This window comes from Citrobacter freundii complex sp. 2025EL-00176 (genome assembly GCF_053309355.1).
On the sequence record NZ_JBRYHT010000003.1, the window covers coordinates 132,623 to 153,401 of the forward strand.

General features: G+C 51.3%; 17 protein-coding genes and 1 other RNA gene. 11 read left to right on the forward strand and 7 right to left on the reverse strand.

Annotation, left to right across the window (positions count from 1 at the left end):
* Positions 1-42: 42 nt before the first annotated feature.
* Genes nagA through kbaZ form a run of 6 tightly spaced genes read right to left on the reverse strand, consistent with a single transcriptional unit; the run spans position 43 to position 5,100 of the window.
* A complete protein-coding gene (nagA, locus tag ACVXHP_RS09530) occupies positions 43-1,176 on the reverse strand; it encodes an N-acetylglucosamine-6-phosphate deacetylase (protein ID WP_447571341.1) in 1,134 nt (377 codons plus the stop codon).
* Positions 1,173-1,607 carry a PTS galactosamine/N-acetylgalactosamine transporter subunit IIA gene (gene agaF / locus ACVXHP_RS09535; RefSeq protein ID WP_042311221.1) on the reverse strand — a complete coding sequence of 145 codons (435 nt, stop codon included), beginning with the start codon at positions 1,605-1,607 and terminating at the stop codon, positions 1,173-1,175. The genes nagA and agaF overlap by 4 nt, the downstream gene beginning before the upstream one ends.
* A gap of 16 nt (positions 1,608-1,623) precedes the next feature.
* Positions 1,624-2,502: a PTS N-acetylgalactosamine transporter subunit IID gene (agaE, locus tag ACVXHP_RS09540; protein WP_003024929.1), complete on the reverse strand. Its 879-nt coding sequence runs from the start codon at positions 2,500-2,502 to the stop codon at positions 1,624-1,626.
* On the reverse strand, positions 2,492-3,271 hold the full coding sequence (gene agaW / locus ACVXHP_RS09545; protein ID WP_316129804.1) for a PTS N-acetylgalactosamine transporter subunit IIC: 780 nt from the start codon (positions 3,269-3,271) through the stop codon (positions 2,492-2,494). The genes agaE and agaW overlap by 11 nt, the downstream gene beginning before the upstream one ends.
* A gap of 10 nt (positions 3,272-3,281) precedes the next feature.
* A complete protein-coding gene (agaV, locus tag ACVXHP_RS09550; protein ID WP_316129803.1) occupies positions 3,282-3,755 on the reverse strand; it encodes a PTS N-acetylgalactosamine transporter subunit IIB in 474 nt (157 codons plus the stop codon).
* A gap of 19 nt (positions 3,756-3,774) precedes the next feature.
* On the reverse strand, positions 3,775-5,100 hold the full coding sequence (gene kbaZ, locus ACVXHP_RS09555) for a tagatose-bisphosphate aldolase subunit KbaZ (RefSeq protein WP_447571342.1): 1,326 nt from the start codon (positions 5,098-5,100) through the stop codon (positions 3,775-3,777).
* Positions 5,101-5,319: 219 nt separating this feature from the next.
* Here kbaZ and ACVXHP_RS09560 point away from each other — a divergent pair, with 219 nt between their 5' ends.
* Positions 5,320-6,129, forward strand: a complete 810-nt coding sequence (locus ACVXHP_RS09560; protein ID WP_447571343.1) for a DeoR family transcriptional regulator — start codon at positions 5,320-5,322, stop codon at positions 6,127-6,129.
* A 60-nt stretch (positions 6,130-6,189) separates the two neighbouring features.
* Here ACVXHP_RS09560 and garD read toward each other — a convergent pair whose 3' ends face one another.
* Positions 6,190-7,761, reverse strand: coding sequence for a galactarate dehydratase (gene garD, locus ACVXHP_RS09565; RefSeq protein ID WP_200009112.1), 1,572 nt, complete (start codon positions 7,759-7,761; stop codon positions 6,190-6,192).
* A gap of 404 nt (positions 7,762-8,165) precedes the next feature.
* Here garD and garP point away from each other — a divergent pair, with 404 nt between their 5' ends.
* From garP to tdcE, 10 genes are all read left to right on the forward strand, one after another.
* On the forward strand, positions 8,166-9,500 hold the full coding sequence (gene garP, locus ACVXHP_RS09570) for a galactarate/glucarate/glycerate transporter GarP (RefSeq protein ID WP_316129793.1): 1,335 nt from the start codon (positions 8,166-8,168) through the stop codon (positions 9,498-9,500).
* A 15-nt stretch (positions 9,501-9,515) separates the two neighbouring features.
* Positions 9,516-10,286: a 2-dehydro-3-deoxyglucarate aldolase gene (garL, locus tag ACVXHP_RS09575; RefSeq protein ID WP_200009110.1), complete on the forward strand. Its 771-nt coding sequence runs from the start codon at positions 9,516-9,518 to the stop codon at positions 10,284-10,286.
* Between the two features lie 30 nt (positions 10,287-10,316).
* Positions 10,317-11,207 (forward strand): 2-hydroxy-3-oxopropionate reductase, encoded by an 891-nt coding sequence (garR, locus tag ACVXHP_RS09580; protein WP_447571344.1) that lies wholly within the window; start codon positions 10,317-10,319, stop codon positions 11,205-11,207.
* 103 nt (positions 11,208-11,310) lie between these two features.
* Positions 11,311-12,456 carry a glycerate 2-kinase gene (garK, locus tag ACVXHP_RS09585; protein WP_200009109.1) on the forward strand — a complete coding sequence of 382 codons (1,146 nt, stop codon included), beginning with the start codon at positions 11,311-11,313 and terminating at the stop codon, positions 12,454-12,456.
* A gap of 32 nt (positions 12,457-12,488) precedes the next feature.
* Positions 12,489-12,865: RNase P RNA component class A (gene rnpB / locus ACVXHP_RS09590), an RNA gene on the forward strand.
* A gap of 968 nt (positions 12,866-13,833) precedes the next feature.
* Positions 13,834-14,772 carry a transcriptional regulator TdcA gene (gene tdcA, locus ACVXHP_RS09595; protein ID WP_047026352.1) on the forward strand — a complete coding sequence of 313 codons (939 nt, stop codon included), beginning with the start codon at positions 13,834-13,836 and terminating at the stop codon, positions 14,770-14,772.
* A 99-nt stretch (positions 14,773-14,871) separates the two neighbouring features.
* Positions 14,872-15,861: a bifunctional threonine ammonia-lyase/L-serine ammonia-lyase TdcB gene (tdcB, locus tag ACVXHP_RS09600; RefSeq protein WP_003828594.1), complete on the forward strand. Its 990-nt coding sequence runs from the start codon at positions 14,872-14,874 to the stop codon at positions 15,859-15,861.
* Between the two features lie 22 nt (positions 15,862-15,883).
* A complete protein-coding gene (tdcC, locus tag ACVXHP_RS09605; protein WP_003024875.1) occupies positions 15,884-17,215 on the forward strand; it encodes a threonine/serine transporter TdcC in 1,332 nt (443 codons plus the stop codon).
* A gap of 31 nt (positions 17,216-17,246) precedes the next feature.
* Complete coding sequence (gene tdcD, locus ACVXHP_RS09610; RefSeq protein WP_316129279.1) at positions 17,247-18,455, forward strand: propionate kinase; 1,209 nt, start codon at positions 17,247-17,249, stop codon at positions 18,453-18,455.
* A gap of 28 nt (positions 18,456-18,483) precedes the next feature.
* Positions 18,484-20,778, forward strand: coding sequence for a 2-ketobutyrate formate-lyase/pyruvate formate-lyase (gene tdcE / locus ACVXHP_RS09615; protein WP_447571345.1), 2,295 nt, complete (start codon positions 18,484-18,486; stop codon positions 20,776-20,778).
* Position 20,779 lies beyond the last annotated feature (1 nt).

The window sequence follows — 20,779 nt, forward strand, 5'->3', positions numbered from 1 at the left end:
GCGATCGAGGATCGCAGGCCAATACGAGACAAAATGAAAGGTCTAAAGGGGGAGAGCCTGACCCTGAATCCAGATCTGTTGCACATGCAGGCCACTATTGAGGGCGATAATATCGGCACATTTGCCCAGCGCTAACGATCCGCGCTGGCGTTCGATTCCCAACAGGCGAGCGGGATGGAGCGAAGCCATATGGATCGCCTCTTCAGGGGTAATCCCGGTGAACTCGACCATATTACGTACGGCTGCATCAACCGAGAGCGTGCTGCCCGCCAGGCCACCGGAAGCGGTACGCACAATACCGCTGTGCATTTCCACTTCCTCACCGCAGAGCGTATAGCGCCCGTCCGGCATTCCAGCCGCCTGCATAGCATCGGTGATCAGCACCAGTCTGTCTTTTGCGCAACAGCAGCACAGCTTCATGGCCGCCGGGTGGACATGGTGTCCGTCAGCAATAAGCTCCAGCCAGGCACGAGGGTCGGTTAACCCTGCGCCAACCATTCCAGGCTCCCGGTGGTGTAAACCGGTCATACCGTTATAGCAGTGAACCAGTCCATCAGCCCCGGCATCAAAGGCGGCGTGAGTTTGCTCCCAGCTTGCTGCGCTATGGCCCAGCATCACCCGTACGTTGCGCTGCTTGAGATGTTCGATAGCCTGCAATGCGCCGGTTTTTTCTGGCGCCAGCGCAACGACGCGCAAAGTTTGCTGGGAAATCGTAATCAGTTCATCCAGTTCACTGAGTTCCAGTTCCCTGAAGAGCTCAGGCGGATGCGCCCCTTTGTTCTGCGGCGTAAAGTACGGACCTTCAAGATAACTACCCAGTACCTGTGCGCCAGGCCCACCGGAATAGTAGCGGTGGGCGATACGCTCAAGCGTCTTGTGAATATCTGGTAATGAGGCGGTAACGGTGGTGGGTAGCCAACTGGCTACCCCTTCGCGCGCTTTGTGCATTGCCAGTTTGTCGAGCGTATCCGGTGCCTCATCCATCACATCGACACCTGCGCCTCCGTGCACATGAGTATCGATATATGCAGGGCACAACAGCTCAGCATCGCGCACCATCACGCCTGAGGCGATAGGTTCAATGGCTGTAATGGTGCCATCCTCAATACGCACCTGATGATCGTCCAGCCAGCCGTGTTCCGTGAGCAGACGTCTGGCGCGTAGTACCTGTGTCATATCCCTTCCTCGACGGGTTTTTCCTCGCGACAGCGTCCCAGCTCGTCCACCAGGCTGGTCAACCCCCGATGTCCGCATTCCAGCGCCTGCAAACGAAATGCTTCGCTGCTCAGGTCGTCGCGTTCCAGTACCATTTCCAGCAGCAGTTGCAGATTGGTGCCGGTGATCACTTCAGTACCTTGCCTTTGCATGGCCAGCGTGGAAGCGACGCGAAATGGCGTCCCGCCCAATAAGTCAGTCAGAAACACGATGTCTTGCTGAGCATCCAGTTCACTCACTGCCTGTTCAAGTTGCGAGGTGAGTAAGGCTGTTGTTGAGGTTTCCGGAAAGTCGATGGCGATGAACTGAGTTTGTTCACCCAAAATCTGTTTCATCGCTTTTTCCATTCCGCTGGCAAACCCGCCATGACCCGTCAAAATAATACCTAACATCTACAACCCCTTATATTTACAGGAAGTGACAGAACTTACCCACGACGCCGAGCACCACGGTAATGGCGATAAGACGCAGAGGACTCCAGCCACGACGAACCAGCCAGAACATGGTCAACGTATATACCAGCGGCAAAAATGCAGGCATCAGCTTGTCTATAACGTCTGTTTGCAGTTTCACAACCGCATCGCCAGCAGTAATTTCCAGCGTGGTGCTCAGGCGAACATAGGTCGCTACCAGCGCGCCGATCACCGTCATCCCAACGATAGATGCCGCATGTCCAACCTTTTTGGTGTTAGCTTTAATGAGTGGGATAGCTGCAACGCCCATTCGATAGGCATAGTGTGCCAGCCCAAAGCGCAGACCAAGATGAACCACGTTAAACATCACAATAAAGACAACAGCGCCAAGAATAGAGCCTTGCAGCGCCAGGCTTGCCCCGATACCGCCGCAAATAGGCAATAACGTTAACCAGAACATGGCATCACCGATACCGCCAAGAGGCGCACCGACGGCAATCTTGGTACTTTGAATACTGTTCACATCCTGCTTGGAGCGTTCCATCGCCAGGATAATCCCGATAACAAATGTGACCAGGAACGGGTGCGTGTTGAAGAAGCCCATATGGCCTTTCATTGAGCGCGCCAGGTCACGTTTGTTGGTATGGATCTTTTTCAGTGCAGGTAACAGGCCGTACAACCATCCTGATGCCTGCATACGTTCGTAGTTAAAAGAGGCTTGTAATAACATGGAACGCCAGGCAACACGGTTGATATCTTTTTTCGTCAGCTCGGCACCGATATTCTGGTCTTCGTAGACGTTTTCATTAGTGCCGGACAGCAGCGTTTCTTCAGTTTCGGAAACGTTCGGCAGAGCCGTTTGATTAGATGCCATCTTCGAATTCCTCTTTTTGTGCTGCGGGAGCTGTAGGTTCGGGTGATTTACGCAGAAAATCGATCAGCGCCATTGCCAGTGCTGCTGCGGCAATTGCCAGCACAGGGAGTTTGAGCCAGGCGGCGGCGACAAAACCCAGGATGAAGTAAGGGATATAGACGTTTTTCATCATGATTTTCAGCAGTACGGCGAAGCCGATAGCTGGCATGATGCCGCCTGCCACGCCGAGGCCGTCAATCAGACGAGTCGGCAGAACATCTATAGCGGTTTTGGCATGTTCCGCGCCAAAGTAAATCGGCAGGAAAGCGCATAAGAAGTAGAACGTCCCCAGCGCCAGTAACGCCAGATAGTTGACCCGCTCAATTCCGTTTGTATCGGCATTCGCTGCCATGCGATCGCAGCGCGCCATCACCCCGGACATCACGGAGAAGAGGAAGGTAATACCCATTTGTACCGCCACCGCGAATGGAACAGCGACACCGACAGCCACTTCCGGTTTTACGCCAGTGGTGATGGCGAAAGTCGTCCCCACGATGGTGCCGATGATGACGTTTGGTGGCTGTGCGCCCGCCAGCGGAGCCAGACCCATCCACACCAGTTCCAACGTACCACCAGTTAAAATACCGGTATGCAGATCGCCCAGAATCAGGCCGACCAGCGGCCCGAGAACAACCGGGCGGTGCATGTGCGTTAACCCGTTGAACATATCCAGGCCTGCAATAAAGGCGAGAATACCCAACGCAAAAGCCTGCAACAGACTGATTTCCATTGTGAATTCCTCAGAGAAGTTTATAGAGGTCCTGGGCGGGTTCTGTTGGAACGCCCTGAACGAAGCATTCCACCCCAGCGGCTTTCAGCCCGTTGAACGCCGTAATATCGGCAGCGTCTACAGAAACCGTTTTGGCGATTTGCTGCTTGCCGTTGGCATAGTGCATATTGCCAACGTTGATACGGTTAACAGGAACACCGCCTTCGACCAGACGGAGGAAATCCGCAGGCGATTTGCAGACCAGCAGAATTTTCTGGCGATCTGCGGCACGGTGAATATTGTCGATTACTTTTTGTAGTGACCAGAAACGCACGGCAATCCCTTCCGCCAGAACCATTTCCATCAGGTTTTGCTGTACCGGATCTTCAGCCACCTCATCATTGGCGACCAGCACCAGATTTGCCCCCGCAAATCCGACCCATTGCACACCGACCTGACCGTGAATTAAACGTTCGTCAATGCGACTTAATACAATGTTTGGCATGGTATTTTTCTCTTTCTTGTTATGCGTTATGGGATGAATCACCCAGGCTGGCGCAGTGATATTGCTGCAGTATGTCCTGAATATGGTTAATGATGAGTTCTCGCGGTGTCGCGCTGAGATCTCCCTCGCGTACTTTTACGTACTGCAAGGGGAGATACTGGCTAATCAGCGGTAATGGGATCGGTTCGTCGGCCAGGTTACGCACCAGACGTTCGAATGCCTCATCAATCTGGCTGTCCGGCCAGTAATAACGAACCCGATCTGAGTAGCTATATCCACGAGCCAAACGGCGCGCGTTGCCATCGCCGTGATAGTGGCTCTGCCAGTACTCTGGTCGATCAAGCATCACGCTTTCCAGCACATGTCGCAGGCCTGAGCTGGCTTTTGCAGGCAGTAATTCCTCTTCAATAGCGGCTAATGAAAATAAAGCTTCGCGCAGGGCAAAGGTCAGCGCCGGGCCGACTTTCAGGATCGCGAAATGATCTTTAACCAACTGGCGCAAGGACTGAGGCGTTTGGTAATCGGTAGAATGCGCTTCAAAAATCAGCGTGTCGTAGTCTTCCACCATTTTGCTGAGTGACACGGCTTTCTGCGGTTGGTAATCAATGATGTGGGTGTGGTCGAATTCTACGCCAGGTTGCACCACCAGGGCGATGATACGCGACCAGATACCTTCCAGTCCGCGCTTTTCAAAGGCGTGATAGTGGGCCTGCAGCGTTGCGCGTGCGGCATCCGGCGTTGTCACCGCCAGTTCGGTTAATGCTTCGTGAGCACCACCAGGAACCGGGACTTCTGTGCCAATCACATAGACCAGGTCAGACTCGCCAAAATGCGCAATACAGGTTTCTTCGGCAACTTTTGCCAGGCGCGCGGCGCGCTCAGCGACGATTTCATCCGTTAATGGAACCGGGTCGTTAGCACAAGACATGCTGCAATCAAGGTGGATCTTTTTAAAGCCAGCGGCGACATAGCTCTTGATCAGATCGTCAGCGTTGGCCATTGCCTGTTCTGCTGGCAGATTTTGCCAACGGTTTGGTCCAAGGTGGTCGCCGCCGAGAATCAGCATATCCTGAGAAAAATTAAGCGAGTCGGCTAAATCGCAGACAAAACTGCGAAAATCGGCTGGGGTCATACCCGTATAGCCGCCAAACTGGTCAACCTGATTAGAGGTTGCTTCGATCAATAGCGGTGTATGATTAGCATGGGCGTAGCGTATTGCGGCTTCCAGTACGATTGGATGCGCGGAACAAACGGCATAAATCCCGTTTGCCTTCCCCCGTTTATGTTGCTCGACCATTTTAGTTAGATGTTTCACTTTCCTCTCCAGGTCAGATAACTGCGACATCAATCTTTCGTTTTGTTTCATTTAATACTGCATCATGGTGATATAAAAATAAAACGAAAGATAATAGTTTTCCGATCTGTTTCACAAAAGAAACGCAATGAAAGGTTTCAGCGTGAATCTGTTCGACTCTTCCCTGCTTGTGGGACTTGCATTCGCGCAAAAGAAAGGCGTTAATAGACAAAACGAAATAAAACGAAAGATTCAACTAAAGGATTTATTATGAGTAACACCGAGTCTTCTGCAGACAAGCGCGTTATCGGCACCAGTGAAAGGCGCGAGCAGATCATCCAGCGGTTACGGCAGCAGGGAAGCGTTCAGGTTAACGATCTTTCCTTATTTTTTGGCGTCTCCACGGTCACGATTCGTAATGACCTCGCCTTTCTCGAAAAGCAGGGGATTGCAGTACGCGCCTATGGGGGAGCGCTGATCTGCGAAAGCAATGCGCCTATTGTGGAGCCATCTGTTGAAGACAAAAGCTCACTCAATACGGCGGTAAAACGCAGTATTGCCAGAGCCGCCGCAGAGTTGATTCAGCCGGGGCACCGTGTGATCCTTGACTCCGGCACCACGACGTATGAAATTGCCCGCCTGATGCGCCAGCATACCAATGTGATTGCAATGACCAACGGTATGAATGTCGCTAATGCATTACTCGAAGCCGAAGGGGTTGAGTTGCTGATGACCGGCGGTCACTTGCGTCGTCAGTCGCAATCGTTCTATGGCGATCAGGCAGAGCAATCGCTACAAAATTATCACTTCGACATGCTGTTTCTTGGCGTCGATGCTATCGACTTAGAGCGTGGTGTTAGCACGCACAACGAAGATGAGGCGCGTCTCAACCGCCGGATGTGCGAAGTGGCTGAGCGCATAATCGTCGTTACCGACTCGACGAAGTTTAACCGTTCCAGTTTGCATAAGATCATTGATACCCAGAGGATTGATATGATTATTGTCGATGAAGGTGTTCCAGAGGAGAGTCTGGAAGGATTACGTAAGCATGGGATTGAGGTTGTTCTGGTGAGTGTCTGACAAAAAAGGCCGGAAAGTTTTCGAACTCCCCGACCTGTAATCGGATTCCAATTTCAGCAATCAGGTCACTGGCGCCGGGTTAAACACCGCCAGTTGGTTATGCAGTCCCCACTGATCCGAGAAGGTTTTCTTACGCCCGCTGGCGACGTCGAGAATAAACTCGAACAATTTCAGCCCCACGTCTTCAATGGTTTCTTCTCCGGTAGCGATGGTACCTGCGTTGATGTCCATCAGGTCAAACCAACGATTGGCCAGCTCAGTACGCGTCGCCATTTTTATTACCGGCACCGCCATCAGGCCGTACGGCGTACCGCGACCGGTGGTGAATACCTGTACGGTGATCCCGGATGCAACCTGCTGCGTACCGCAGACAAAATCGCTGGCAGGGGTCGCGGCGTAAATCAGGCCTCGTTTGGTTGGACGCTGGCCCGGCGACAATACTTCGACGATGGCGCTCTTGCCAGATTTGGCGATTGAGCCCAGCGCTTTTTCCACCACGTTTGCCAGACCGCCTTTCTTGTTGCCCGGTGAAGGGTTGGCGCTACGGTCAGTCTTACCCATATCCAGGTAGTTATCGTACCAGGCCATCTCTTCGAGCAGGCGTTTACCTACTTCTTCGTTAATCGCGCGCGGGGTCAGAAGATGGATGGCATCGCGCACTTCGGTCACTTCCGAGAACATCACGGTCGCGCCACAGCGTACTAACAGGTCGGAGGCATAACCGACCGCCGGGTTGGCCGTGACGCCGGAAAACGCATCGCTGCCGCCGCACTGCATTCCGACCACCAGTTCTGACGCCGGGCAGGTTTCACGTTGGCGTTGGTTAAGCTTTGCCAGATGGCGTTCGGCCACGTGCAAAATATCAGCAACCATCGATTGAAAACCGACGTGTTTTTCATCCTGCAGGTTGACGATGCTGGCGCTGTCGACCGGGATACTTTGGACATCATGAGTCCCTTCCAGCAGTCGCTCTGGTTGCAGTTTTTCACAGCCGAGGCCAATAACCATCACTTCACCGCCAAAGTTGGGGTTCAGCGCAATATTATGGATAGTGCGAATCGGCACAATGGCGGCCGGAGCGTTAATCGCCACCCCGCAGCCGTACAGGTGATTAAGCCCCACCACGCCATCGACGTTCGGGTATTTGGGTAGCAGATCGCGCTCAATGATTTTCACCACATAGTCCACCACGCCCGCGACACAATGCACACTGGTGGAGATGCCGAGCAGATTCTTGGTGCCGACGCTGCCGTCTGCATTGCGATAGCCTTCGAAGGTATAACCCTCAAGAGGCGGCAGCGGCTCTGGTACTTTGGTCGCCAGCGGCAGCGTCTCTAGCGGCGGGGCCTTGGGCAGCTCAACCATTGATTCATCAATCCAGCTACCGCGGGGGATATCGCGAACGGCGAAGCCTATTACTTCGCCATAGCGCACGATCTCACCGTGAACCGGAATATCAAGCAGCGCCACTTTATGACCCTGGGGAATATGTTCAATCAGCTCCAGCCCATCCGGAAAACGCGTCCCGGCTTTCAGACCATTGTCATTGACAATAATCGCCACATTATCTGTGTCGTGAACTTTAATATAAAACGCCGTTGGCGATTCTTGTCTGATTTCGATGTCGGCCATTGTCCAGTATTCTCCAACAGGGTGGTGATAATAGTGTGGATATTTATATTTTGAAGCTAATTGTAAGTAATAAAGATTCGGTATCGTGAAATAAGAATGTCAGGAGTTTAAAATTAAGAATGTGATCATGATCACTTAAACTCAGCAAGGCCGTGCTATCAGGGGGTGCAATACGTAAATGTGTGCATTAGCGCCCACGCATGTGTGCATATGCCCAAAATATTATTTTAATGATGCGTGATGAGTGAGCGTCTGCACAATGATTAACGTTGCGCTGCTGATTATACTAAATCACGGTTTCATAACGTCTGATAAATTATTATGTGTTTTTATTATCGGTAATTTATCACCAGGAATAGCTAACAAATAATAATAAAAAATTTTATGTGCCCGAGGTAAATAGAATGATTCTGGATACAATTGTCGAGAAAAAGAAAGGTACACATACCCGCTATTTAATATTACTGATAATTTTTATTGTTACTGCCGTTAACTATGCGGACCGTGCGACGCTGTCAATTGCCGGCACGGAAGTGGCGAAAGAATTGCACCTCAGCGCTATCTCAATGGGTTATATTTTTTCCGCCTTCGGTTGGGCTTACCTGTTGATGCAAATCCCCGGCGGCTGGCTGCTCGATAAGTTCGGCTCGAAGAAAGTCTACACTTACAGCCTGTTCTTCTGGTCGCTATTTACCTTCCTCCAGGGCTTTGTCGACATGTTCCCGCTGGCCTGGGCGGGTATTTCAATGTTCATCATGCGCTTTATGTTGGGCTTCTCGGAAGCGCCTTCCTTCCCGGCGAACGCCCGTATCGTGGCGGCCTGGTTCCCGACCAAAGAGCGCGGTACAGCATCCGCGATTTTTAACTCCGCACAGTATTTTTCCCTGGCGCTGTTTTCGCCGCTGCTGGGTTGGCTAACCTTCGCCTGGGGCTGGGAGCACGTTTTTACCGTGATGGGGGCGATTGGTTTTGTGCTCACCGGGCTATGGGTAAAGTTTATTCATAACCCAACCGATCACCCGCGTATGTCGGCAGAAGAGCTGAAGTTTATCTCTGAAAACGGCGCGGTCGTGGATATGGACCATAAGAAGCCGGGCGATATGCAGTCAGGTGGTCCTAAGCTGCATTATATCAAGCAGTTGCTCACCAACCGTATGATGCTTGGTGTGTTCTTCGGACAGTATTTTATCAACACAATTACCTGGTTTTTCCTTACATGGTTCCCGATTTACCTGGTACAGGAAAAAGGTATGTCGATCCTCAAAGTTGGTCTGGTGGCGTCTATTCCGGCGCTATGTGGATTCATTGGTGGCGTGCTGGGTGGGGTGTTCTCGGATTATCTGATTAAACGTGGCTCCAGCATCACCCTGGCGCGTAAGCTGCCGATTGTGCTCGGCATGCTGCTCGCATCGACCATTATTCTGTGTAACTACACCGATAACACCGCTCTGGTGGTAGCGCTGATGGCGCTGGCGTTCTTCGGCAAAGGCTTCGGGGCGTTGGGCTGGCCGGTGATTTCCGATACCGCGCCGAAAGAGATTGTCGGTCTGTGTGGTGGCGTCTTTAACGTATTTGGCAACGTGGCCTCCATTGTTACTCCGTTGGTGATTGGGTATCTGGTGAGCGAGTTGCACTCATTTAATGCCGCGCTGATGTTTGTAGGGTGCTCAGCGCTGATGGCAATGGTTTGCTACCTGTTTATTGTCGGTGACATTAAACGTATGGAATTGCAGAAATAAACAAAGGTATAGGCGATGAATAACACAATTTTCCCGAATAAGTTTAAAGCTGCCCTCGCGGCGCAGCAGATTCAGATTGGCTGCTGGTCTGCATTAGCCAGCCCAATCAGCACCGAAGTTTTAGGTCTGGCGGGTTTCGACTGGCTGGTGCTGGACGGCGAACATGCGCCGAACGATATCTCGACATTTATCCCGCAATTGATGGCGCTTAAAGGTAGCGCTAGCGCGCCGGTGGTACGTGTGCCGACCAACGAGCCGGTGATCATTAAGCGTCTGCTGGATATCGGGTTTTATAACTTCCTGATCCCGTTTGTTGAGACCGAAGAAGAGGCGGTGAACGCGGTGGCGTCAACCCGCTATCCACCGGAAGGTATTCGCGGCGTGTCCGTCTCCCATCGCGCCAATATGTTTGGCACCGTGCCGGACTATTTTGCGCAGTCGAATAAGAACATCACCATTATTGTGCAGATCGAAAGCCAGCAGGGCGTGGATAACGTTGATGCAATCGCGGCGACTGAAGGCGTTGACGGTATCTTTGTCGGCCCCAGCGATTTGGCCGCGGCGTTAGGCCACCTCGGCAATGCGTCCCATCCGGAAGTGCAGAAAGCTATTCAGCACATTTTTGCCCGTGCAAAAGCACATGGTAAGCCAAGCGGCATTCTGGCCCCGGTAGACGCTGATGCACGGCGTTATCTGGAGTGGGGCGCGACGTTTGTTGCCGTCGGCAGCGACCTTGGCGTGTTCCGTTCAGCCACGCAGAAACTGGCTGATTCTTTTAAGAAATAACCACCATCGACAGTAGAGAGAGATAAAGACATGACAATGAAAGTTGGTTTTATTGGCCTCGGTATCATGGGTAAACCAATGAGTAAAAACCTCCTCAAGGCAGGTTACTCGCTGGTGGTTGCTGACCGTAACCCGGAATCTATCACGGAAGTGATTGCCGCAGGCGCAGAAACCGCCGCCACGGCGAAAGACATTGCCGAGCAGTGCGATGTGATCATCACCATGCTGCCGAACTCTCCGCACGTGAAGGAAGTGGCGCTGGGTGAAGGCGGCATCATTGAAGGGGCGAAACCGGGCACTGTGTTGATCGACATGAGCTCTATCGCCCCGTTAGCCAGCCGTGAAATCAGCGAGGCGCTGAAAGCGAAAGGTGTGGATATGCTGGACGCGCCGGTAAGCGGCGGTGAACCAAAAGCGATTGATGGCACGCTGTCGGTGATGGTCGGCGGCGATAAAGCGATTTTCGACAAGTACTACGATCTACTGAAAGCGATGGCGGGCTCCGTGGTGCATACCGGCGACATTGGTGCGGGTAACGTTACCAAGCTGGCTAATCAGGTGATTGTGGCGCTAAACATTGCCGCCATGTCTGAAGCGCTGACGCTGGCGACCAAAGCGGGCGTGAATCCGGATCTGGTGTATCAGGCGATTCGCGGCGGACTGGCGGGCAGCACCGTACTGGATGCGAAAGCGCCGATGGTGATGGACCGCAACTTCAAGCCGGGCTTCCGTATCGATCTGCACATTAAAGATCTGGCCAATGCGCTGGATACCTCGCACGGTGTTGGCGCTCAGTTGCCGCTGACGGCTGCCGTCATGGAGATGATGCAGGCGCTTCGCGCAGATGGATTGGGTAGTGCCGATCACAGCGCACTCGCATGCTACTACGAAAAACTGGCGAAAGTGGAAGTCACTCGCTAATGACGTCGTGCCCGGAGGCGCATAGCGTTCCGGGCCTACAATACAGGCCGTAGGCCGGATAAGTGAAACGCCATCCGGCGTTATGCAGTAACAGGCTACCCCTATGAAAATCGTAATTGCCCCAGACTCTTATAAAGAAAGCCTTTCTGCCACCGAGGTAGCTCAGGCAATAGAAAAAGGATTTCGGGAAATTTTCCCCGATGCGCAATATGTGTCCGTTCCGGTTGCCGACGGCGGCGAAGGAACGGTTGAAGCCATGATTGCTGCCACGCAGGGGAGTGAGCATTCCGCGTGGGTGACGGGGCCGCTGGGCGAAAAAGTGAATGCCTGCTGGGGCATGTCCGGGGATGGTAAAACCGCGTTTATCGAAATGGCGGCAGCCAGTGGTCTGGGGTTGGTTCCTCCTGAACAGCGCAATCCGTTAGTCACGACGTCGCGCGGTACCGGGGAGTTGATTTTGCAGGCGCTGAACAGCGGCGCACAGAGCATTATTATCGGCATTGGCGGTAGCGCGACCAACGACGGCGGCGCAGGTATGGCGCAGGCGCTGGGAGCGAAACTCTGTGATGCCAACGGGACCGAGATTGGCTACGGTGGTGGTAGCCTGATGAGTCTGAATACCATCGATATCTCGGGCCTGGATCCACGTTTAAAAACCTGTTCAATTCGCGTGGCTTGTGACGTGACCAACCCGCTAACAGGCGATACTGGTGCTTCGCGCATCTTTGGCCCGCAGAAAGGGGCAACGGAAGAACGCATTCTCGAACTGGACCGTAATCTGTCTCACTATGCTGAGATCATTAAAAAATCGCTGCGGGTCGACGTGAAAGACGTTCCCGGTGCTGGTGCGGCCGGTGGAATGGGCGCAGCGTTAATGGCTTTTTTAGGCGCGGACCTGCGCAGTGGTATCGAGATTGTAACCCAGGCGCTTAATCTGGAAGAACATATTCATGACTGCACGCTGGTGGTGACTGGCGAGGGGCGGATCGATAGCCAGAGTATTCACGGCAAAGTGCCGGTAGGGGTGGCGAATGTCGCGAAGAAGTACCACAAGCCAGTGATTGGTATTGGCGGCAGCCTGACGCATGATGTGGCGGTGGTGCATCAATATGGTATCGATGCGGTGTTTAGCGTATTGACCAGTATCAGCACACTGGAAGAGGCGTTCCGTGGGGCATTTGATAATATTTATCGCGCCTCAAGGAACATTGCCGCCACGCTGGCGATAGGAATGCGCAGTGCAGGGTGACATTGCCCCGCAAACCCTCTATACTGCGCGCCGAAGCTGACCAGACAGTCGCCGCTTCGTCGTCGTCCTCTTCGGGGGAGACGGGCGGAGGGGAGGAAAGTCCGGGCTCCATAGGGCAGGGTGCCAGGTAACGCCTGGGGGGGAAACCCACGACCAGTGCAACAGAGAGCAAACCGCCGATGGCCCACGCAAGTGGGATCAGGTAAGGGTGAAAGGGTGCGGTAAGAGCGCACCGCGCGGCTGGTAACAGTCCGTGGCACGGTAAACTCCACCCGGAGCAAGGCCAAATAGGGGTTCACAAGGTACGGCCCGTACTGAACCCGGGTAGGCTGCTTGAGCCAGTGAGCGATTGCTGGCCTAGATGAATGACTGTCCACGACAGAACCCGGCTTATCGGTCAGCTTCACTCTTTATAAAACCCCGCTTCGGCGGGGTTTTTGCTGTATGAGCAGGCTAAATGAATGACTGTCCACGACGCTATGCTCAAAAGAACGCGGCTTATCGGTTAGCTTCACTCTTTATAAAATCCCGCTTCGGCGGGGTTTTTGCTTTCAGGACAGATGGTCATGCCTGATGGCGTTGCGCTTATCAGGCCTACCAGGATGGGTTGAACGGGTTTTGTAGGCCGGATAAGGTGTTTACACCGCCATCCGGCAAATGTTTTCCTGATAGCGTTGCGCTTGGTTTACCCCGAATCTGACGTTTATTTCTTATTCATCTAATCTTTATTTCGTTCTTATTAATGTTCCTGAGTTCTTTTATAAGAAGAAATGTCTCGCGAGATATTTCTTGTTTTGTGATGGGCGACACAAAACGCTATGCGATACGTTTTTATCGAGAATAATCACGCGCAATCGATCGCCATCACAAAATTAGTTGCTGATAAAGTGCGCAAAACTAGTGTTAATATAATGTTGCATATGATGATGTTTTGTTTTTCTTGTTTTAAATATTGATAAATGTAATGTTTCTTTACAAACAAACAAGGCAAAAAAATGTGATGCATGGCGTTATTTAAACACCATAAACGATAAAATATAATTATATTTGATAAGTTGCTTATTAAATTTAAGCACCATTTCGCCCGATAATTACTCTGTAATTGATTGAAATATAGCCTTTCGTGGTTTTAATAAATAGCAGAGAAAATGATGTCGTTATAGCCATAAAAAATCGTTATCCCCCCATCTTTTTTTGATTAAAGTCAGGGTTAAGTGAGATCGTTATTTTCTATCTATATGATTAATAAGCGTTTATCAATTTAATAATAATCTTACAAAATGTAAGTGAAGGGGATTTGTGAGTGGTCGCACATATCCTCGTTTGCTTAATTTGGTACACTTCCTGCCGTCAACAAAGTTATTAGAGCAGGACGATATGAATACTATTTCTCTCCCTAAAACACAGCACTTAGTGGTCTTTCAGGAAGTCATTAGAAGTGGTTCTATCGGTTCGGCTGCAAAAGAATTAGGTTTAACTCAACCGGCTGTCAGCAAAATCATTAATGATGTTGAGGCTTATTTTGGTATTGAGTTAGTGGTGCGTAAAAATACTGGCGTTACGTTGACTCAGGCAGGTCAGGTGATGCTCTCATGGTCTGAATCCATTACTCGTGAAATGAAAAACATGGTTGATGAGATGAACAGCATGACGAGTAATGCGGTAGTTGATGTGTCGTTTGGCTTTCCTTCACTGATCGCCTTCACCATCATGTCCGGCATGATTAAAAAATTTAAAGAGGTGTTTCCGAAAGCGCAGGTTTCCATGTATGAAGCGCAGCTCTCCTCGTTCTTACCCGCGCTTCGTGACGGGCGCCTGGACTTCGCGATCGGTACGCTGAGTGATGAGATGAAACTACAGGATCTCCATGTTGAGCCGCTCTTTGAGTCAGACTTCATCCTGGTCGCCAGCAAGTCCCGAACATGCACCGGCATCACCTCGCTGAGCGCGTTGAAAAACGAACAGTGGGTGTTGCCACAAACGAATATGGGATACTACCGCGAACTTCTAACTACGTTACAAAATAATGGCATCAGCAGTGAAAACATCGTTAATACTGACTCCGTCGTCACCATTTATAATCTTGTTCTCAATGCTGATTTCTTAACAGTAATTCCCTGTGATATGACCACACCGTTTGGCTCAAACCAGTTTATTACTATCCCGGTACAAGAGACGTTACCCGTCGCGCGTTATGCCGCCGTGTGGTCGAAAAATTATCGAATTAAAAAAGCAGCATCTATTTTGGTGGAGTTAGCCAAGGAATATTCATCATATAATTGTCGAAGGCGAAGGCAATTAATTGAAATTGATTAAAGATTGAATTTGTTTTTAACACGGACTCAACGCCATCTGTCTATATCTGACAATGGTTACGGCTATCTATTTACTTTAATACCCAGGTAAGAGGTTCTAATGCACATTACATACGATCTCCCAGTTGCAATTGAAGATATCCTCGAAGCGAAAAAAAGACTGGCGGGGAAAATATATAAAACGGGAATGCCTCGCTCTAACTATTTTAGTGAACGTTGCAAAGGGGAAATTTTCCTCAAGTTTGAAAATATGCAGCGTACCGGTTCATTTAAAATCCGTGGCGCTTTTAACAAGCTCAGTTCATTAACTGAAGCGGAAAGATGTAAAGGCGTGGTGGCTTGCTCTGCAGGGAACCATGCGCAAGGGGTTTCTCTCTCCTGTGCCATGCTCGGAATTGACGGCAAAGTGGTGATGCCGAAAGGCGCGCCGAAGTCTAAAGTCGCGGCAACCTGCGATTATTCTGCGGAAGTTGTGCTGCACGGCGACAACTTCAACGACACTATCGCGAAGGTTAGCGAGATTGTTGAAACGGAAGGCCGTATCTTTATTCCGCCATATGATGATCCGAAAGTCATTGCCGGTCAGGGCACTATTGGTCTGGAAATTCTGGAAGATCTGTACGATGTCGATAACGTGATTGTGCCAATTGGCGGCGGCGGACTGATTGCAGGTATTGCGGTAGCCATTAAATCCATCAACCCGACCATTAAAATTATTGGCGTACAGTCTGAAAACGTTCACGGCATGGCGGCTTCTTTTCACGCTGGAGAAATAACCACGCACCGAACGACCGGCACCCTGGCGGATGGTTGTGACGTCTCCCGCCCGGGTACTTTAACGTATGAAATCGTTCGTGAGTTGGTGGATGACATTGTCCTGGTCAGCGAAGATGAAATTCGCAACAGCATGGTGGCATTAATTCAGCGAAATAAAGTTGTAACTGAAGGTGCCGGTGCGCTGGCATGCGCAGCATTATTAAGCGGGAAATTAGATAGCTATATCCAGAACAGAAAAACAGTCAGCATTATTTCTGGCGGTAATATCGATCTTTCTCGTGTATCTCAAATTACTGGTTTAGTTGACGCTTAATATACTTCGTTGAGGATAGGATATGAGTACTACTGATAGCATTGTATCCAGCCAGACAAAACAGTCGTCCTGGCGCAAATCGGACACCACCTGGACACTGGGTTTATTTGGTACAGCCATCGGCGCAGGGGTGCTGTTCTTCCCTATCCGCGCAGGTTTTGGCGGACTGATCCCCATTCTGATCATGCTGGTGTTAGCATACCCCATCGCTTTCTATTGCCACCGTGCGCTGGCACGCCTGTGTCTTTCCGGTTCTAACCCTTCCGGTAACATCACAGAAACGGTTGAAGAGCATTTTGGTAAAACGGGCGGCGTGGTTATCACGTTCCTCTACTTCTTTGCGATTTGTCCGCTGCTGTGGATTTATGGCGTCACCATTACCAACACCTTTATGACCTTCTGGGAAAACCAGTTGCAGATGCCAGCATTGAACCGCGGCTTCGTGGCGCTGTTCCTGTTGCTGCTGATGGCATTCGTCATCTGGTTTGGTAAAGATCTGATGGTTAAAGTTATGAGCTACCTGGTATGGCCATTCATTGCCAGCCTGGTGCTTATCTCTCTGTCACTGATTCCTTACTGGAACTCTGCGGTTATCGATCAGGTTGATATCAGCAATATCGCTCTGACTGGTCATGACGGCATCCTGGTTACCGTGTGGCTGGGTATTTCCATCATGGTGTTCTCTTTCAACTTCTCGCCAATCGTTTCTTCCTTCGTGGTCTCTAAACGCGAAGAGTATGAGAAAGATTTCGGTCGCGAATTTACCGAGCAGAAATGTTCTAAAATCATCTCCCGCGCCAGTATGCTGATGGTTGCGGTGGTAATGTTCTTCGCCTTTAGCTGCCTGTTTACGCTCTCTCCAGCCAACATGGCGGATGCGAAAGCGCAGAACATTCCAGTACTGTCTTACCTGGCGAACCACTTCGCTTCCCTGTCCGGTACGAAGTCCACCTTCGCGACCGTTCTGGAATACGGTGCTTCTATCATCGCCCTGGTTGCTATCTTCAAATCTTTCTTCGGCCACTATCTGGGCACGCTGGAAGGTCTGAACGGTCTGGTGCTGAAGTTTGGTTACAAAGGCGATAAAACGAAAGTTTCTGCCGGCAAACTTAATACCATCAGCATGATCTTCATCATGGGCTCCACCTGGGTTGTGGCTTACGCCAACCCGAACATCCTGGACCTGATTGAAGCAATGGGCGCGCCGATTATTGCCTCTCTGCTCTGCCTGCTGCCGATGTATGCCATCCGTAAAGCGCCATCACTGGCGAAATACCGTGGCCGTCTGGATAACGTGTTTGTTACCGTGATTGGTCTGCTGACCATCCTGAACATTGTCTACAAACTGTTTTAATCCTTAAGCTCAGGATGAGCGGAGTAGTGAAATGAATGAGTTTCCGGTAGTACTGGTTATTAACTGTGGTTCATCTTCCATTAAATTCTCAGTGCTCGATGCAGCAAACTGTGAAGTTTTAATGGCGGGAATTGCAGACGGTATTAACTCTGAAAATGCGTTCATAGCAATTAATGGAGGAAAGCCAGCTAAGCTGGCTCACCACAGCTACGAAGACGCATTAAAAGCGATTGCCGTTGAACTGGAAAAACGTAATTTAATGGACAGCGTGGCCTTAATTGGCCACCGCATTGCCCACGGCGGAAATATCTTTACCGAATCAGCAATTATTACTGAGGAAGTTATCGACAATATTCGCCGGGTATCGCCATTAGCACCGCTACATAATTATGCGAACCTGAGCGGGATTGAATCTGCTCAGCACCTTTTCCCAGGCGTGCAGCAGGTCGCGGTATTTGATACCAGCTTCCACCAGACGATGGCCCCAGAAGCCTATCTGTACGGTTTACCGTGGAAATATTTTGAGGAGTTAGGCGTTCGTCGTTACGGTTTCCATGGCACGTCGCATCGCTATGTTTCGCAACGGGCGCATGAACTTCTGGATCTGCAGAATGATGATTCTGGTCTGGTTGTAGCGCACCTGGGCAATGGCGCGTCTATCTGTGCGGTACGTAACGGGCAGAGCGTGGATACCTCGATGGGCATGACGCCGCTGGAAGGGCTGATGATGGGCACACGCAGCGGCGACGTGGATTTCGGCGCGATGGCGTGGATTGCCGGTGAAACCAACCAGACGCTGAGCGACCTTGAGCGCGTAGTGAATAAAGAGTCCGGGTTGCTGGGTATTTCCGGTCTGTCCTCTGACTTACGTACGTTAGAAAAAGCGTGGCACGAAGGACATGAGCGCGCGCAACTGGCGATTAAAACGTTTGTACATCGTATTGCGCGTCACATCGCCGGACATGCTGCATCGCTGCATCGTCTTGATGGCATTATTTTCACCGGCGGAATTGGTGAGAACTCGGTATTAATTCGCCGTTTGGTTATCGAGCATTTGGCCGTTTTAGGTGTAAATATCGATAGCGAGATGAATAGTCTGCCAAATTCCCATGGCGAAAGAATTATCTCTAATAAGGATGCTCGCGTTATTTGTGCGGTGATTCCCACAAATGAAGAGAAAATGATTGCTCGTGATGCCATTGCGTTAGGCAAAATTAATATCCCAGTAGCATTTGCATAATTAATTTTCAGCAGAGAGATTATTTTTCATGAAGGTAAATATCGATACCAGCGATATGCTGTATGCCGAGGCCTGGAATGGCTTTAAAGGTACGGACTGGAAAGAAGAAATTAATGTCCGTGATTTTATTCAGCACAACTACACACCTTATGAAGGGGATGAATCTTTCCTCGCCGAAGCAACGCCTGCAACCACGGCGTTGTGGGAAAAAGTTATGGCGGGCATCCGTATTGAAAACTCGACGCATGCACCGGTTGATTTCGATACCAATATTGCCACCACGATAACCGCGCATGACGCCGGTTATATTGAACAAGAACTGGAAAAAATCGTCGGTCTGCAAACGGATAAGCCGCTCAAGCGTGCACTGCATCCGTTTGGCGGCATCAACATGATCAAAAGCTCTTTTGATGCTTATGGTCGTGAGATGGATGCTGATTTTGAATACCAGTTTACTGAACTGCGTAAGACCCATAACCAGGGCGTATTCGACGCCTACTCTCCGGATATGCTGCGCTGCCGTAAATCCGGCGTACTGACCGGTCTGCCGGACGGCTATGGTCGTGGCCGTATCATCGGTGACTACCGCCGCGTCGCGCTGTACGGTATCCGCTATCTGGTGCGTGAGCGTGAACTGCAGTTTGCCGATCTTCAGTCGAACCTGGAGTGGGGCCAGAATCTTGAAGCCACGATTCGTCTGCGTGAAGAGCTGTCTGAACACCGTCGCGCACTGCTGCAAATGCAGGAAATGGCGGCGAAGTATGGCTGCGATATCTCCCGTCCGGCGCGTAATGCGCAGGAAGCGGTACAGTGGGTGTACTTTGCTTATCTGGCGGCGGTGAAATCGCAGAACGGCGGCGCTATGTCGCTGGGCCGTACCGCATCGTTCCTCGACATTTATATTGAGCGCGACTTCAAAGCGGGAATTTTAAACGAGCAGCAGGCGCAGGAGTTGATCGACCACTTCATTATGAAGATCCGTATGGTGCGTTTCCTGCGTACACCGGAATTCGACACCCTGTTCTCTGGCGACCCTATCTGGGCGACCGAAGTCATCGGTGGTATGGGGCTGGATGGTCGCACGCTGGTGACCAAAAACTCGTTCCGCTACCTGCATACGCTGCACACTATGGGGCCGGCGCCTGAGCCGAACCTGACGGTATTGTGGTCCGAGCAGCTACCGATTGCCTTCAAAAAATATGCCGCTCAGGTGTCCATCATCACCTCGTCTTTACAGTACGAAAACGATGATCTGATGCGTACCGACTTTAACAGCGATGACTATGCCATTGCCTGCTGCGTAAGCCCGATGGTTATCGGCAAGCAAATGCAGTTCTTCGGGGCGCGCGCCAACCTCGCCAAAACGTTGCTGTACGCAATCAACGGCGGTGTGGATGAGAAACTGAAAATCCAGGTCGGACCGAAAACTGCGCCGCTGATGGATGACGTGCTGGATTACGACACGGTGATGGAGAGCCTGGACCACTTTATGGACTGGCTGGCCGTGCAGTACATCAGCGCGCTGAACATCATCCACTACATGCATGATAAGTACAGCTATGAAGCTTCGCTGATGGCGCTGCACGATCGTGACGTTTATCGCACGATGGCCTGTGGTATGGCGGGGCTGTCCGTGGCGGCGGATTCCCTGTCGGCTATCAAATACGCCCGCGTGAAACCGGTTCGTGATGAAAACGGGCTGGCGGTTGATTTTGAAATCGAAGGCGACTATCCGCAATACGGCAATAACGACGAGCGCGTAGACAGCATTGCCTGCGACCTGGTCGAACGCTTTATGAAGAAAATTAAAGTGTTGCCGACCTATCGTAACGCGGTGCCAACGCAGTCCATCCTGACCATCACCTCCAACGTGGTGTACGGCCAGAAAACCGGTAACACGCCGGACGGACGTCGCGCAGGTACGCCGTTTGCGCCAGGGGCAAACCCGATGCACGGCCGCGATCGCAAAGGTGCGGTGGCATCGTTAACCTCGGTCGCCAAACTGCCGTTCACCTATGCCAAAGACGGTATCTCGTACACCTTCTCCATTGTGCCGGCTGCGCTGGGCAAAGAGGATAGCGTGCGTAAAACCAACCTCGTCGGTCTGCTGGATGGTTATTTCCACCATGAAGCGCATGTGGAAGGTGGGCAGCATCTGAACGTTAACGTTATGAACCGTGAAATGTTGATGGATGCCATTGAGCACCCGGAAAACTATCCGAACCTGACGATCCGCGTGTCTGGTTATGCGGTGCGCTTCAACGCGCTGACCCGCGAACAGCAGCAGGACGTTATTTCACGTACTTTCACCCAGGCGCTCTGAC

Coding starts and splice junctions, on each gene's coding strand:
- tdcA (WP_047026352.1), top strand. CDS start 13,834: ATGAATACTATTTCTCTCCCTAAAACACAGCACTTAGTGGTCTTTCAG.
- agaV (WP_316129803.1), bottom strand. CDS start 3,755: ATGCCAAACATTGTATTAAGTCGCATTGACGAACGTTTAATTCACGGT.
- garK (WP_200009109.1), top strand. CDS start 11,311: ATGAAAATCGTAATTGCCCCAGACTCTTATAAAGAAAGCCTTTCTGCC.
- agaF (WP_042311221.1), bottom strand. CDS start 1,607: ATGTTAGGTATTATTTTGACGGGTCATGGCGGGTTTGCCAGCGGAATG.
- kbaZ (WP_447571342.1), bottom strand. CDS start 5,100: ATGTCGCAGTTATCTGACCTGGAGAGGAAAGTGAAACATCTAACTAAA.
- ACVXHP_RS09560 (WP_447571343.1), top strand. CDS start 5,320: ATGAGTAACACCGAGTCTTCTGCAGACAAGCGCGTTATCGGCACCAGT.
- garR (WP_447571344.1), top strand. CDS start 10,317: ATGACAATGAAAGTTGGTTTTATTGGCCTCGGTATCATGGGTAAACCA.
- garD (WP_200009112.1), bottom strand. CDS start 7,761: ATGGCCGACATCGAAATCAGACAAGAATCGCCAACGGCGTTTTATATT.
- tdcE (WP_447571345.1), top strand. CDS start 18,484: ATGAAGGTAAATATCGATACCAGCGATATGCTGTATGCCGAGGCCTGG.
- garL (WP_200009110.1), top strand. CDS start 9,516: ATGAATAACACAATTTTCCCGAATAAGTTTAAAGCTGCCCTCGCGGCG.
- agaE (WP_003024929.1), bottom strand. CDS start 2,502: ATGGCATCTAATCAAACGGCTCTGCCGAACGTTTCCGAAACTGAAGAA.
- garP (WP_316129793.1), top strand. CDS start 8,166: ATGATTCTGGATACAATTGTCGAGAAAAAGAAAGGTACACATACCCGC.
- nagA (WP_447571341.1), bottom strand. CDS start 1,176: ATGACACAGGTACTACGCGCCAGACGTCTGCTCACGGAACACGGCTGG.
- tdcD (WP_316129279.1), top strand. CDS start 17,247: ATGAATGAGTTTCCGGTAGTACTGGTTATTAACTGTGGTTCATCTTCC.
- tdcB (WP_003828594.1), top strand. CDS start 14,872: ATGCACATTACATACGATCTCCCAGTTGCAATTGAAGATATCCTCGAA.
- agaW (WP_316129804.1), bottom strand. CDS start 3,271: ATGGAAATCAGTCTGTTGCAGGCTTTTGCGTTGGGTATTCTCGCCTTT.
- tdcC (WP_003024875.1), top strand. CDS start 15,884: ATGAGTACTACTGATAGCATTGTATCCAGCCAGACAAAACAGTCGTCC.